Annotated in this window: 13 protein-coding genes; 8 read left to right on the plus strand and 5 right to left on the minus strand. The window is 45.2% G+C overall.

The window, feature by feature from the left end:
- Positions 1 to 162: 162 nt before the first annotated feature.
- On the plus strand, positions 163 to 351 hold the full coding sequence (locus EII32_RS12005) for a hypothetical protein (RefSeq protein ID WP_158611094.1): 189 nt from the start codon (positions 163 to 165) through the stop codon (positions 349 to 351).
- A 234-nt stretch (positions 352 to 585) separates the two neighbouring features.
- On the opposite strand, the gene mfd is transcribed toward EII32_RS12005, so the two are convergent.
- The 3 genes from mfd to EII32_RS01475 form a co-directional block, all read right to left on the minus strand.
- Complete coding sequence (mfd, locus tag EII32_RS01465) at positions 586 to 3,999, minus strand: transcription-repair coupling factor (RefSeq protein WP_125233685.1); 3,414 nt, start codon at positions 3,997 to 3,999, stop codon at positions 586 to 588.
- A 123-nt stretch (positions 4,000 to 4,122) separates the two neighbouring features.
- A complete protein-coding gene (gene trxB, locus EII32_RS01470) occupies positions 4,123 to 5,055 on the minus strand; it encodes a thioredoxin-disulfide reductase (protein WP_125233686.1) in 933 nt (310 codons plus the stop codon).
- 99 nt (positions 5,056 to 5,154) lie between these two features.
- Complete coding sequence (locus tag EII32_RS01475) at positions 5,155 to 5,703, minus strand: glutathione peroxidase (RefSeq protein WP_125233687.1); 549 nt, start codon at positions 5,701 to 5,703, stop codon at positions 5,155 to 5,157.
- A gap of 810 nt (positions 5,704 to 6,513) precedes the next feature.
- On the opposite strand from EII32_RS01475, the gene EII32_RS01480 reads away from it, so the two are divergent.
- The 7 genes from EII32_RS01480 to EII32_RS01510 all read left to right on the plus strand — a co-directional run bounded on the left by EII32_RS01480 (position 6,514) and on the right by EII32_RS01510 (position 11,918).
- On the plus strand, positions 6,514 to 7,128 hold the full coding sequence (locus EII32_RS01480) for a hypothetical protein (protein ID WP_125233688.1): 615 nt from the start codon (positions 6,514 to 6,516) through the stop codon (positions 7,126 to 7,128).
- A 31-nt stretch (positions 7,129 to 7,159) separates the two neighbouring features.
- Complete coding sequence (gene queF, locus EII32_RS01485) at positions 7,160 to 7,624, plus strand: preQ(1) synthase (RefSeq protein WP_125233689.1); 465 nt, start codon at positions 7,160 to 7,162, stop codon at positions 7,622 to 7,624.
- Positions 7,625 to 7,663: 39 nt separating this feature from the next.
- Positions 7,664 to 8,002, plus strand: a complete 339-nt coding sequence (locus tag EII32_RS01490) for an FtsB family cell division protein (RefSeq protein WP_125233690.1) — start codon at positions 7,664 to 7,666, stop codon at positions 8,000 to 8,002.
- A complete protein-coding gene (locus EII32_RS01495; RefSeq protein ID WP_125233691.1) occupies positions 7,986 to 8,414 on the plus strand; it encodes a hypothetical protein in 429 nt (142 codons plus the stop codon). Before EII32_RS01490 ends, EII32_RS01495 begins: the two co-directional genes overlap by 17 nt.
- Positions 8,415 to 8,506: 92 nt before the next feature.
- Complete coding sequence (locus EII32_RS01500) at positions 8,507 to 9,355, plus strand: DUF4369 domain-containing protein (protein ID WP_125233692.1); 849 nt, start codon at positions 8,507 to 8,509, stop codon at positions 9,353 to 9,355.
- Between the two features lie 5 nt (positions 9,356 to 9,360).
- Complete coding sequence (locus EII32_RS01505) at positions 9,361 to 10,689, plus strand: dihydroorotase (protein WP_125233693.1); 1,329 nt, start codon at positions 9,361 to 9,363, stop codon at positions 10,687 to 10,689.
- Positions 10,690 to 10,745: 56 nt separating this feature from the next.
- Positions 10,746 to 11,918, plus strand: coding sequence for a metallophosphoesterase (locus EII32_RS01510; protein ID WP_125233694.1), 1,173 nt, complete (start codon positions 10,746 to 10,748; stop codon positions 11,916 to 11,918).
- Between the two features lie 8 nt (positions 11,919 to 11,926).
- On the opposite strand, the gene EII32_RS01515 is transcribed toward EII32_RS01510, so the two are convergent.
- The gene (locus EII32_RS01515; RefSeq protein ID WP_125233695.1) at positions 11,927 to 13,213 is read right to left on the minus strand and encodes a hypothetical protein; all 1,287 of its coding nucleotides are present in this window, start codon (positions 13,211 to 13,213) and stop codon (positions 11,927 to 11,929) included.
- Positions 13,214 to 13,238: 25 nt separating this feature from the next.
- A complete protein-coding gene (locus EII32_RS01520) occupies positions 13,239 to 14,390 on the minus strand; it encodes a hypothetical protein (RefSeq protein ID WP_125233696.1) in 1,152 nt (383 codons plus the stop codon).
- Positions 14,391 to 14,392 lie beyond the last annotated feature (2 nt).

Genomic DNA, 14,392 nt, shown 5'->3' on the forward strand with positions numbered 1-14,392 from the left:
TATATACCGATATTTGCCAATCATCTTTTTAAAAATATTATGAATGTGCAAAGTTGATAATTATTGTTTTACAAATAGATTTCGTCCTCTTGTTTTTAATATAAATTATGATTACGAAATGTTTAATTAACCATTGTCGCATCAGATGTCATAACCTGAAGGTTGAAGTTGCGACATGCTGTGAAAAGTGGAACATGCGATGAGTGTCAATGTTGTGGTGACAAACAACAACCGTGGTTGTTTATCCCAAATCGGTCATTAGAACCCTCAACCGCTTTAGCCCGCTTGCTGCCATCTGCGCAGCCATTACATCTCGACGTAGCCCGCTACGCCTTCGATGAAAACGGTTGACATCTGCTCGACAATCGAACAAAATCGGTTGAGGGTTCTAATGACCGATTTGAGTTAAAACGGCAGAGTTTTATCTCCCGTTCTTTCCTTCCGAAGATGTAAAACAAGCGGAATTGCAGTGCAAATTGGGCAATTTGGTTTATGAGAACATATATGACTCCTGCCGGATTGTTTATTTACGGATTGTGGGTATTGTCAATGCCTATATTGCCACGGTGTGACACTTCATTTCTGTTATCCCGCTGAAACTATTTTACGCAGAGTATCGACCGCTTCTCCCACAGATTTTACTTCGGATATTATCATTGACCGTCTCGGTGTTTCGCGCAGTCGGCATCTCTCCGTGTTTTCTGCCATGTAGTCAATCACCCTTCCGAATGTACGGCTTTGGAAATAGCGACTCATGGTGTTCCCGGGGAAATATAGTGTCATCTGTCCGTTTTTCATCATTACCTTTTCACATCCCAATCGTCTGCCAACTCTTCTCAGTGCCACTACTTGCAGTAATTCTTCTCCCTCGCGGGGCATTGGCCCGAATCGGTCGATAAGGTTTGCACGGTATCGTTTCAGGTCATCGTTGTTTTTTATCAAGTCGAGTTCTCTGTAAAGCAGCATACGTTCCGAAGATGACGGCACATAAGTGTCGGGGAAATACATCTCGAGGTCGCTTTCTATTGCGCAATCCGCCACCCAGTATCCCTCGTTACCGTTGACGTTTGTCGTGTCTCGGTGTGTACTTTTTACTTTTCCCGCATCTCTTTCTTCTGCCTCTTCTTTCATTGCCGTTTCAGTTTCTTCCTCTCTCAGTTCCACCATTGCCTCGGTAAGTATTTTCTGGTAAGTCTCGTATCCGAGATCCTCCATAAATCCACTCTGTTCCGCCCCGAGCAAGTTTCCCGCTCCCCTTATGTCGAGATCCTGCATCGATAGGTTGAATCCGCTTCCCAGTTCGGAGAAAGTTTCGAGAGCTTCGAGTCGTCGTCTTGCATCTTGCGACAGCGATGACAGCGGCGGTGCGAGCAGGTAGCAGAACGCTTTTTTGTTGCTTCTGCCCACTCGTCCCCGCATTTGGTGCAGGTCGGACAGTCCGAATCTGTGTGCATCGTTTATTATTATGGTATTCGCGTTCGATATGTCGATACCGTTCTCCACGATGGTTGTAGATAACAGCACGTCGTAATCGTAGTTCATGAATCCCATTATAGTCTTTTCGAGTTCCTCCGGTTTCATCTGTCCGTGCCCTGTGGCCATGCGTGCGTCCGGTATGTTTCTGTTTATGAGGTTTGCCATTTCCGGCAGGGTGTTGATGCGGTCGCTGACAAAGAATACCTGTCCGTTGCGGCTCATCTCGAAGTTTATCGCATCGATGATAATGTCTTTGTCGAATGCGTGTACCTCTGTCTGTACAGGGAAACGGTTTGGCGGCGGTGTCTGTATGATGCTCATGTCTCTTGCCCCCATGAGCGAGAACTGCAGCGTGCGCGGTATCGGTGTGGCACTCATTGTCAGTGTGTCAACGTTGGTTTTCATCTTTCGCAGTTTCTCCTTTACCGACACTCCGAATTTCTGCTCCTCGTCGATTATGAGAAGTCCGAGATCTTTGAACTTTACGGTCTTTCCTATCAGTTTGTGCGTGCCGATAATGATGTCAATTTTCCCTTGTTCCAAGTCATCGAGCACTTGTTTCACCTGCTTTGCCGACCGTGCCCTCGACAGATAATCGACTCTCACGGGCATCCCTTTGAGTCGTTTTTTGAACGTCTGGTAATGCTGGTATGCCAATACCGTTGTAGGCACCATTACCGCCACTTGTTTCGAGTCGCACGCTGCTTTGAATGCAGCGCGTACCGCCACCTCGGTTTTTCCGAATCCCACGTCTCCGCACACGAGCCGATCCATTGGTCGTGTGTCCTCCATATCGGCTTTCACATCGTTCGTGGCTTTAAGTTGGTCCGGCGTATCTTCGTACAGGAAACTCGCCTCCAGTTCGTGCTGCATGAACGAGTCTGCCGCGAAGGCATGTCCTCGCTCTCTCCGTCGTGCGGCGTATAGTTTTATAAGGTCTCGCGCAATATCCTTTATTTTCTTTTTGGTACGCTCCTTCATTCTGTCCCACGCCCCTGTTCCGAGATTGGAAAGTCGCGGTGGTCGGTCGGTGTCGTGACGGCGGTATTTGCTGATTTTGTATAGCGAGTGTATCGACACGTCTATCTTGTCGTTATTCTGATAAACGATGCGTATGGCCTCTTGATAACTTTGTCCCACGGGTGTACGCACCAATCCTGCAAATTTTCCCACGCCGAAATCCACATGTACCACGAAGTCCCCAATCTCCATCTCCTGCAATTCTTTCATGGTAAGTGCCATTTTTCCCGCCCTTGCCGCGTCAGATTTAAGGCTGTATCGATGGAATCGGTCGAAAATCTGATGGTCTGTGAACAAACATACTTTAAAGGAGTTGTCGGCAAATCCCTCGTGTATTGTCGGACTTACCGGTTCGAAAGTGTCGGAAACAATTTCTTTCAGTCTCTCCTGCTGTTTGGTGCTGTCCGAGAGTATGAACAGTTTGTATCCTTTCAGGGTATAGTCTTCGAGTGTCTGTTTCAGCAAATCGAAGTTTTTGTGCAGCAACGGTTGTGGCGAGATGTCGAATTTTATTGTCACCTGCGGTGTCCCGGTGGGCTTTGTGCCGAACTCTATGCGCCTGAAATGCAATGCGTCGTCCGTGAACTGTGTCCCCGAACACAGCACGTGTTCTGCTTTCATCTGTTTTGTGAGCCTTTCCTGTTCCATCTCGGTGAGTCCTTCCATGCGCTCTGCCATTGCCTGTTGCGAGAATCCTTCTCGATATATGCGGTCTGTCGTCTCCCTTACATACATGAAATCTTTCATGGCGATTACCGTGTCTTCCGGCAGGAATTGCAGGAATGGTGTTTTCTCATCGGTCAGTGTTGCCATCTCCGGCACTATCCTGATCTTTTCTTTGCGTTCTCGCGACAGTTGGCTCTTTACCTCGAATGTGCGTATGGAGTCGATCTCGTCTCCGAAAAAGTCTATGCGGAACGGGTATTCGCTGCTGTAACTGAACACATCTACGATGCTTCCTCGTGTGGCGAACTGCCCCGGCTCATATACATAATCCACCTCGGAGAAACCGAAATTGCGCATCTCGCGTCTCAGTTGCATCGTGTCCACGGTTTGTCCCACGCCGAGAGATATGCTCCTTTCGTCGAGTATTCTTTTGGAAACCACTAATTCTGCCACGGCAGACGGTTCGGATACGATGTACAGCGTATCGGTTGCAGTCTGCAGTTTTGTAAGTACCTCGGTACGAAGAATCTCGTTTGCCGGGTCGCGTTGTCCGTATTTTACCTGTCTCCGGTATGACGATGGGAAAAAGAACACCTGATCTGCTCCCATCATCTGTTTCAAGTCGTTATAGAAATAAGCCGCCTCGTCGGCATCTTGCAGTATGAAAAGCACTGTTTTCCCAACTTTCGTTGCCGCCGCCGCGAACATTACCGGAGCGGCGGAAGCCATTAAGCCTTGCAGGAAAACGTTCTCCGAGGATTTGTCTTCCAATATATGAGCCAACGCGGAAACCTGCCGCGATTTGGCATATTCTGCCAATAAGTCTTTTATCTCCATTTCTTCAATGTTGCCGCAAAGATCCGAACGTTAAAGACAGGACGTCAAATATTTGAACTTAAACCGAACGTCGGAGTTGTTTTACGTTCGGTTTAAGTTCAAGCCATTAACGTTTAAAACGTTTCAGAGAGTTTGCAGATAACGTTCCGCCTCAAGTGCGGCCTTGCAGCCGGTTCCCGCAGCCACTACTGCCTGACGGTAGGTCGGGTCGCACACGTCGCCTGCGGCAAATAGTCCCGGTGTGCGTGTCTGCTGCGTCGTACCTATGGTCTTGATATATCCTATCTCATCGGTATCGACCCATTTTCCGAACACTTCGCTGTTCGGTTTGTGACCTATTGCGAGGAAGAATCCGTCTATCGCAACATCGTAATGCTGTTCGTCGGTCTCGCCTTTGCGTTTTACGACGTGCATGCCCTCCACTCCGTTCTCTCCGTATAGTCCGGTTGCGTTGTGTTCAAAAAGGATTTCGATGTTTTCGGCAGCCATGACACGCTCCTGCATTATCTTGGAGGCGCGCAGGAAAGGCTTGCGAACCACGAGATATACCTTGCTGCAGAGTTGCGACAGATAGAGTGCATCTTCGCATGCGGTGTCTCCTCCTCCCACTACTGCCGTTACCTTTTTTCGATAGAAGAATCCGTCGCAGGTGGCACATGCCGACACTCCGCGCCCGTTGTATTTCTCCTCATCGGACAAGCCGAGATACTTTGCCGATGCCCCCGTTGCCACGATTACCGTGTCGGCTTCGATTTTTTCTCCGTCGTCGAGTGTGACAATTGCCGGCTTGTTGCCGAAATCCACGTCTGTTACGGTTCCTTGTACGAGTTCTGCACCGAAGCGTTCTGCCTGCTGTTGCATTTCCATCATCATTTGATTGGCATCGACACCGTCGGGATAGCCCGGGAAATTCTCAACAATGGTTGTCTGTGTCAACTGTCCGCCCATCTGCATTCCGCAGACTAATACAGGGCTGAGGTTCGCTCTTCCTGCATATATGGCAGCGGTATATCCTGCCGGTCCGCTACCCACTATCAAGCATTTTGTATGTTTCATATATCCATGTTCCCGCCTTAGCCTGTCTTTTCAGACAACTTGCCGACGGGTATTTTTATTAAATTGTGTTTTACGAAAAAAAGATTTACTGCCTCTGTCTTAAAGAAGTTCCACGATTTGTTTCTCAATGTTCTCTATCTTCTCAGTCGGTTCGAAGCGTGCCACCACCCGGCCTTTCTTGTTGACAAGGAACTTTGTGAAATTCCACTTTATGTCCGATTTCTCTTTGTAGTCGGGGTCTGCATCGCCGAGCATCTTGTCGAGAACCGGTGCGATGGGGTGCGACATGTCCCAACCTGCAAAACCCTTTTGTTCTTTGAGGAATTTGTACAACGGTGCGGCATCTTCTCCGTTTACTTTCAGTTTCTTGAAGCGCGGGAACTCTGTGCCGTACGTCAGTTTGCAGAAACTGTGAATGCTCTCGTCCGTACCAGGAGCCTGTTGTCCGAACTGGTTACACGGGAAATCGAGAATCTCGAATCCTTGTCCGTGATATTTTTCGTAGAGTTTTTCCAGCTCTTCGTATTGCGGCGTGAAACCGCATTGTGTTGCCGTGTTGACAATTAATAACACTTCGTTGGAATACTCTTTCAGCGACACCATGCCGCCCTTTCTGTCCTTGACAGAAAACTCGTAAACTGTTTTCATTTTATCTCATGTAATTTATTACATAATAATTGTAATTGCAAAGATAAGAAAAAAAACATTAAACTATAAATTTCGCGGGTAGTTTTAGTTTTTTTAAGGAAATGAAATTTTATAAATGTAGAATGGAACAAAAGCGTCTGAAATATTTTTTTAACCAAACGATTATCCGAAATTGATTTTAAACAATGTATCCATGTTCTGACTTTTCTTTACGCGAGAAATCTGCAAAATTGGTTACTTTCGCACAGAAATCGAACTGTTAACACTGTTTGTTACCTCGAAACGGCATCTTGTTTGTGTTTTATCGTACTGCAATTTCGCCGAATTTACCTACCAATTTCGGCGGTTTTACTCACCAATTTCGGCGAAATTGACGAGTAATTTCAGTTTAATGCCAAACATGCTTATCATTAACTCGCGACGAAATGTATGTTGGCAGTATATATATACGGACGGTTCCGCGCGGAATTACTTTTGCACATGCCTTTATACACGCGTCTTCACGTTTGTTTTTGTCATTCTTCCGGCTGTTGTAGGTTGTGCTGCCCGATTACTCTTTCTTTCATACAACGTACTGATTGAGAACAAACGTGAAGATACAAGTAATTGATTCTTAATGTCCAACCGTATGTCGGGAACACAATGCGGTAGTAATTATTATTGAAAAAACTTGTGCCGAACGGGTGTCGCAGATAGGGTTATCCCCCAATCGGATATGGATATTCCTACTCGCTTTTCGGGAATTTATTTCATGCAAGTTGTGAAAATGCACTATCTTTGCAGCAAATAAACAATTAAAACCATAATTTTATGAAAAAGATTATTTCTATGGCAGCAATGGTAATGATGGCAATGACTACGATGATATTCTCTTCTTGCGAAGACGTTTTTATTGCCGACAATCTCTCCGGAACGATATGTAAGATATGGGAGGGGCGGATAAGCACATATTACGAGGATCGCTGGGGACTTACGGGTGATGATTATCACACGGTTATGCAGTTCAACAGCAACCCGTACAGTCTGACAAGAGGTACCGGTTCGGAGGTGGACTATGACATTCACAACCCTTATGGCAATTATTGGTACAGCGATTTCGAATGGAGGGTAAAGGACGGAGTAATAGAACTGCGCTATGCCGACACGGACTTCATGCCCGTATATATCTACGAATATACGCTTACAGACAACTTTTTCTCCGGATATATGGACGACGGCACCAACAAAGAAATAGTGTTCCGCCTGTCATTGAGGGAAAGTTTCGATTGGAGTCCGTATTACGGTGAGTACCTGCCATCGCAAAAGAGAATGGCTCCGGAAATAAAAGACAGTGTCTCGACAATAAAGGGAAGATTCGGAAGCAAAGGCTCGTTCGCAAAAAAAAGAAATGATATACAGCCCTTTATTTTGCAAAAAGGAAAATAGTTTGTAACTTTGTCGCAAAAATAAGGAGACAATGAGTAACGATACGCGTAAGGAGGAAGGACTGCAAGCACTCGGGGCAAAGACGAACTACTGTGACGACTATGCCCCGGAAGTGCTTGAGACTTTTGAGAACAAGCACCCCGAAAACGATTACTGGGTAAGATTCAACTGCCCGGAGTTCACAACGCTGTGCCCAATTACGGGACAGCCGGATTTTGCCGAACTCAGAATAACATACATTCCGGACAAAAAAATGGTGGAAAGCAAAAGTCTGAAATTGTATCTTTTCAGTTTCCGTAACCACGGCGATTTCCACGAAGATTGTGTGAACGTGATAATGAAAGACCTCATAAAATTGATGGATCCGAAATACATAGAGGTAAAGGGAATGTTCACTCCGCGCGGAGGCATAAGCATATACCCATTCGCAAACTACGGGAAACCGGGTACGAAATACGAACAACTGGCATGGCAACGCTTTGCCGGAAACGAGTAACCGCACTCTCATGGTAAATTTAACCACCAAAATACGAATATGAACAACAGACTGAACTCAGTGGTGGCATTCTTCGGACACAACAAATATTGGATTGTAATTGTTGTGGGAATACTCGTTGTCGGGATACTCGACGAGAACAGTTTTCTAAAAAGAATAAGATTGGAAAGCAAGATAAACGACCTGAAAGAACAGGTTGACGAGTATAACGGACAATATGAAAAGAACATGAACCAACTGCGGGAATTGGAGACAAACCCAAAGGCCATAGAGAAGATTGCACGAGAGAGATATTTTATGAAAGCAGACGACGAGGACATTTTCGTACTTTCGGACGACAAACAACTATTTACACGAGAAAATGAGACAACTGACTAAGGCGGAGAGCATCATAATGGTGGCAGGAGCCGTACTGATGGCGGTGGCAGCAGTGGCATACGTCTTTGCCATACGTAAGCCGGCGGCATGGACAATGCTCGTGGGTACAGGGGCATTCGTGGCAATGCAGATGAGACAAACATACCATGGAAACAACCTCACGATACGCCGCCTGCGCTCTATAATGACGATAGGCAATATATTCTTCGTGACGGCGGCACTGCTGATGGTTGAGAATGCACACCAATTCCTGCTGCCAAAATTCATGGAAAACGGCATCAACGGCTATAACGCGTACGTTCATTACATACACAACAACTGGGTGGTGGCATTGCTCGTCGGAGCCGTAATAGAACTATACACAACACACAGAATATCATCGGAACTCGACAAAGAGGCAAAAAAATTATAAAAGCCACCCTAAATGTTTTAAATAGCATAAAAATTTTTCTTTACTTCAATAATACATTGTATTTTTGCCGTGCTTATCATAACGAACAACAAATGAACAAGATCCTTTACGCTTTGATGACAACGGCACTGCTTGTTTCGTGCGCCAACTCTTACAACATCACAGGAACGTCGAGTGTGCAGATGCTCGATGGGAAAAAACTTTACCTGAAGAACGTAAGAAACAGCCAAAAGGAAAACATCGACTCGTGCGACGTGGTACACGGGCAGTTCAAGTTCTATGGTAATCTTGATTCGGTAAGAATCGTAAACTTGTTCATAGACGATGTATATGTGACACCATTGGTACTTGAAAGCGGAGACATAACGGTAAAGATTGACAACTCGCAGACAACAGTGGGCGGCACCGAACTGAACCATATTCTTGATAATTTCATGAAGTCGTTCTTCCGACTGCAAGATATGGTAATGGACGTGGAACACGAGCAGAACCAAAGCATCATGGAAGGATACGACGAGCAGGAAACAATGAAACGGTTGTACACGAAGTTGCTTGGGCTGAGCGATAGGAAAGACACTCTCTTCACGAACGTGGTAACAAATAATTTTGAGAATGTAATAGGCCCCTGGGCTTTCGTATATAGGGTGTCATACGAGACAGATCCGTACAACTACCCGTATCCGTCGTGGATGACCAATTTGCTATACTCGCGGGCAATGGAAGGACTGCCGTCGTGGATAGAATACATAATGACAAAGGCTCCGATTGAGTTCAAACAGGACGCAGAGGTGGCAAACTTGTACAAGGCTTTCCAAGAACAACAGAACCTTGTGGAAAGAACCGAAAATGCCGCACCGCCCGTGGAAAACAACGTGCTGCCGGTAACACCTACGCCAAACGACCTTGCACGCCCTGCGACAACCGAGGGGAACGAAAAATAAAACTTATGGCATACAGAACACTGATAAAGAATGTCGATGTGATAAATGAAGGATTGAGCCGACGCGGTTCAATCCTTATTGATAATGACCGTATAGAGGAGATATTTTATGGTGACGTACCGGATATGTGCGATGCAGAGGTAATTGACTGCAACGGGGCAAAGGCTCTGCCGGGAATAATAGACGACCATGTACATTTCCGCGAACCGGGACTTACGCAAAAGGCCGACATGGAAAGCGAGAGCCGTGCAGCGGCGTATGGCGGGGTAACATCGTTCTTCGACATGCCCAACACCGTGCCGCAGACCACCACTCTCGAAACTCTTCAACAGAAACGAGAATTGGCAGCAAAGGCAAGTCATGTGAACTATGCTTTCTTCTTCGGAGCAACGAACAAAAATGCCGGACTGTTCGACAGCCTTGACCGACATCATGTGCCCGGCATAAAACTGTTCATGGGAGCAAGTACGGGAAACATGCTTGTTGACAACGGAGCGGCATTGGAAAAGATTTTCAGTACAGCGAGACTTCCTGTAATGGTACACTGTGAAAATTCGGAAATGATTTCACACAACATGTCGATGGCAAAAGAACGGTATGGGGAAGATCCTGACATGACATTTCATCCCGAGATACGTTCTGCAGAGGCGTGTTATTCATCTACGTCGTTTGCCGTGGAACTGGCTCGATGTTACGGCACACACCTGCATGTGGCACATCTTACGACAGCCCGCGAACTATCGCTCTTCACTCCCGACTATCCGTGGATTACCGCCGAAGCGGTTATTGCACACCTCATGTTTACCGAAGAGGATTACTTACACCTCGGTACGGCAATAAAGTGCAACCCGGCGGTGAAATCGCGCACTGACCGAGATGCGCTCCGAAAAGCATTGACAGATGGCAGAATAACCATTGTAGGCACCGATCATGCACCACATCTGTTGACAGACAAAGAGGGGGGATGTGCTCGTGCGGCATCGGGGATGCCAATGATACAGTTTTCGTTGGTTTCGATGTTGCAACTTGTTGACGAAGGAGTTCTTACGATAGAGCGTGTGGTCGAATTGATGTGTCATGCACCTGCACGCCTGTTCGAAGTGCGCGACCGCGGTTTTCTGCGTCCGGGAATGAAAGCAGACGTGGCAATAGTGAGGCGCGGAGAACCGTGGCAGGTAAAGAAAGACCTGATACAGAGCAAGTGCGGCTGGAGTCCGATGGAGGGGCGCAATTTCTCGTGGCATGTAGAACACACTTTCTGCAACGGGCATCATATATATAATAAAGGAGTGTTTGATTCTGATTACAGAGGCGAAGAAATCCTTTTCAGATAGTTGCATACACCTTTTTTTCTTAATCCCATTAATTCTTATCATCTCATCATATTAATATGATAGCACGAGTTTTCGTATTGATTGTCATTCTCATAGTGTTGCCATTCCTTTATATAGACCTTGGTATGATGAGAAACCGATGGCGTGGCCGTATAATGTGGCGCATGGCATGGTGGTTGCCATGTATCGTTATGTTGGCATATACGGTTTGGTTGTCTGTTCTGAAAAGTTTCGCACCGCTTGAAACGTGGATATTATTCCTCTATTTGCTTATTATCGGTCTGATATTCGCTCCGTTGACAGTGTTTTCTATTTGCTCGGCAGTTGGCGATTTCCTTGCAAGAAAAGGAATTGTAAGGCGTAATCGCGGACGCATCGCAGGGGTGGTGTTAAGCGTGATGGTTGTTTTCGTGGTGATATACGGTTCTTTTTTTGGAACCGGAGGAGTGAAAGTGCGTCGCGTTGATTATTTCTCCGAACATTTGCCGGCATCGTTCGATGGATACCGCATAGCTCTTTTCAGCGATGCACACGTCGGAAGTTATATATGGGGAACTACCGACCATTTGCGGGTTGTCGCAGATTCGCTTAATGAGCAGCGGGCAGACATGATTGCTTTTGTAGGAGATTTGCAGAATATGCATCCCGACGAATTACTTCCGGCAATGCCAATACTTGTTAAACTGGAAGCCAAAGACGGTGTGTTTTCGGTTCTCGGAAATCACGACAACGATAAATATCTGCGTTCGGATTCGGTAACAGGCAGGCGCAACGAGCGGTTGACACGTAACCGTCAGCGACAGATGGGGTGGCGTTTGCTAATTAACGAGAATGCGGTTTTGACACGACATGGCGAGAGTATATTCGTTGTTGGAATGGATAACGATGATGCTGATACATACGATGCAAATCCGGAGAAAGCGATGACGGGTGTGCCTCGGGGGGCATTTTCGATAATGCTGGAACATAATCCCACATCGTGGCAACGCACAATACTTCCGCGTACCACGGCAAATCTAACGCTGAGCGGTCATACTCACGGGGGGCAGATTTGCGTAGCGGGACTATCGCCTGCGGCAATCGTATATGACGAATACGACGGAATGTATTTAGATGACAGCGGACGCGCATTGTTCGTAACAACCGGCATAGGCGGTTTCGTTCCGTTCCGCTTGGGAATGAAACCGGAAGTAGTGGTAATAACGCTGCGTAAAGGAGTGGCAAAATAGAGAATGTATTATTTCTTTGTACGCAAAAAATTGAAGAAGTCTAATGTCATGCTTATGAAGCAATCATAATGACTTTGATCGAGTTTATGGTATGTGACATTGGCATTTACCGATTTCAAATAATCGTTTAATCGGTCTCCGCAGATGGTTGGGACTATACTATCGTTAGAACTATGGTAAAGATGTATTTTTGCTCCGGGTTTCCAATCGTTTGGAATTGTGTTCTTTTTCAAGACTTCCAATATAAGATGTTTTTGCGGATCTTCTTTGTTACTTAGAAAATCATCTGCCATGTATTCATGGACATCCGTTCCAAGATAAGACGTAGTCCAAATGATGCTTTTATCTCCATTGCATAATCCGGGCATTCCTCCTAATAGTTTTCCTTTGAAAATACGTGTAAAATCAAGACCGAGATTTTCATATTGATCGAAAGACCATATAATATAAGGAGCAACGGCATATGGTGTGTGGTCGAATTTAAGAATTGTCTCCATGGCAAGTTCGGGTTGGTAGGCTCCCCCTCCGACAAATATGTGGTTAGTCCTGAAACCTAACTCCGGGTGTTGTTGATAGTATCTTGCTACACCCCATATACCATGACCTCCGAGTGAATAGCCCAAAAGAAAAGTCTCTTGCGGCATGTCGTACCGATAGTGGTTGTGCAGAAATTCTTTTGTGGCAATTTGCATGTCAATGCTTATTCGTACCGTATTATCGTGTTGCATGAAAGCAATGGGTAGATGAGAAGTAGTTCCCAATCCTATACCATCGGGAATGATACATACATATCCGATTAATCCGGGGAATGCTTCGTAAGCCAACTGCATGTCGGTTCCGCATCCTCCTTTTGTCTTTAATGTTGGTGAAATTAGGATGACTCCTTTCGGTTTAATACGTTTGGGATAATATATTACTCCCGATGCCAATACCGGATTTCCGTTGGGATCGATTGTATGGTAAGTGATTCCGTGTATTGTATATTTAGGTACAAGTTTAAGAAAAAGGTCGAGTTTTTCAATACCTGATTTAAAGTCCTTATATTCGTTCTCTTTTCCGGATAACAATTCTTCCCATGATTCTATTCCAAACTCATGCAAGTTCCTTTCTATGTCCTCTTTCAAGTTAACTTCTTTCTCGAACAACTGATCTGCGAATTTATTGTATTCCACTTTCTCAAAAGGAGGTATATAAGAATCGTTCTCGCACGAAAAAAGGAACATGACAGCAATCATTGTCAGATGCCATCTAGTTAAACGGTTTCGGTAAAAAAGAGTAAATGTAATCTTGTTCATTTTCATTTTCATTGGTAAATATAGTTTAAAAGTTCCATTTCAATCGAAGTGTGCCCATACGTGCATCAACCCTTAATGGGTCGTCGTTATAGTCGGCTGTGTGTGCAATGGCAGAAACTTGCAAATTTTGTGTGATTTGATATTTCAGTTCCAAATCGGCATAAATTGCTCTATGATCAAGCCAATATCCTGTAATGGCTTTGATGGAGCATTGTGCCGTGAAAGGATAATAAATGCTACCGGCAAAACTCCAATGTGAAATTGTCAACTGTCTTGCGGAATATTTTAAAAATGAACGCTCCCAGATGTCTTCGGTATTGATTTTAACAACATTATTTGTATAAAGTACCTCTCCTTGCAATGTCAGGCTGTTTGGAAATATTCTGTCTGCTCCCAAGACAATTTGTACTATGTCTGTTTTCCTTCCTTTGGCTTTGAAGTTGTGGAAATAAGAACTTTCCATGCGTATGTTGCTATTCTTCAGCGAAGTGGACAGTCCCCCGCCTAACACCATGCTGTTGCCTTTATATACACCGCCCATAACTTGAAAATCCGTTTCTCCGAGATGGTTGTTGTGAAGAAATGCCACGGTTGGTTTTCCCTTACAATCTACGGATGCAGCCAATTCGCTTCTTGCTGTTTCGTTGTGGTAATATGTTGTTCGGATTGCATCGCAGCCGGAATATTCCGGATAGTATAAAGTAACGAATGGAGAAGTTCTGAAGACATCGTTGGGATTCCATACAAATGTCTGTCCCCAGTTTATTCGTTGTCGTCCAACCTTTACCTCCCATTGGTTGGCAGACCATTGTAAAACGCAACGTTCTAATGCGAGATTTGCCATGACTCCCTTTTTGTCAATGGCTTGCCATGACAAATTTAATAGGTTTTCGTTCTTTCTTAACACTTGTTTAAATACTTTTGTCACATCATCATTTCCACAAATGAGATGATTTCTCATTCCCACTTCTATTTGCAAATGCTCGTTAAACCTCCATTCTGCGTTCAATTTATTCCGGGTAATATTTTGCCATAAGGTTCTGTCTGTTATTTTGGGGTCGGTTTCAACTATCATGGTATAATTGTCAACATATCCCGATATGTTGAAACCTTGTGTTTTTCCTTTGATACAACAAAGCAAGAAAAACAGGCATGCCATGATAATTTTTCTCATCATAT

This window comes from Prevotella sp. OH937_COT-195, assembly GCF_003932845.1.
Classification (GTDB): Bacteria; Bacteroidota; Bacteroidia; order Bacteroidales; family Bacteroidaceae; genus Prevotella.

What these genes read in the sequence shown, in the direction of transcription:
- mfd (WP_125233685.1), bottom strand. Translation starts at nt 3,999, where the DNA reads ATGGAGATAAAAGACTTATTGGCAGAATATGCCAAATCGCGGCAGGTT.
- trxB (WP_125233686.1), bottom strand. Translation starts at nt 5,055, where the DNA reads ATGAAACATACAAAATGCTTGATAGTGGGTAGCGGACCGGCAGGATAT.
- EII32_RS01475 (WP_125233687.1), bottom strand. Translation starts at nt 5,703, where the DNA reads ATGAAAACAGTTTACGAGTTTTCTGTCAAGGACAGAAAGGGCGGCATG.
- EII32_RS01480 (WP_125233688.1), top strand. Translation starts at nt 6,514, where the DNA reads ATGAAAAAGATTATTTCTATGGCAGCAATGGTAATGATGGCAATGACT.
- queF (WP_125233689.1), top strand. Translation starts at nt 7,160, where the DNA reads ATGAGTAACGATACGCGTAAGGAGGAAGGACTGCAAGCACTCGGGGCA.
- EII32_RS01490 (WP_125233690.1), top strand. Translation starts at nt 7,664, where the DNA reads ATGAACAACAGACTGAACTCAGTGGTGGCATTCTTCGGACACAACAAA.
- EII32_RS01495 (WP_125233691.1), top strand. Translation starts at nt 7,986, where the DNA reads ATGAGACAACTGACTAAGGCGGAGAGCATCATAATGGTGGCAGGAGCC.
- EII32_RS01500 (WP_125233692.1), top strand. Translation starts at nt 8,507, where the DNA reads ATGAACAAGATCCTTTACGCTTTGATGACAACGGCACTGCTTGTTTCG.
- EII32_RS01505 (WP_125233693.1), top strand. Translation starts at nt 9,361, where the DNA reads ATGGCATACAGAACACTGATAAAGAATGTCGATGTGATAAATGAAGGA.
- EII32_RS01510 (WP_125233694.1), top strand. Translation starts at nt 10,746, where the DNA reads ATGATAGCACGAGTTTTCGTATTGATTGTCATTCTCATAGTGTTGCCA.
- EII32_RS01515 (WP_125233695.1), bottom strand. Translation starts at nt 13,213, where the DNA reads ATGAACAAGATTACATTTACTCTTTTTTACCGAAACCGTTTAACTAGA.
- EII32_RS01520 (WP_125233696.1), bottom strand. Translation starts at nt 14,390, where the DNA reads ATGATGAGAAAAATTATCATGGCATGCCTGTTTTTCTTGCTTTGTTGT.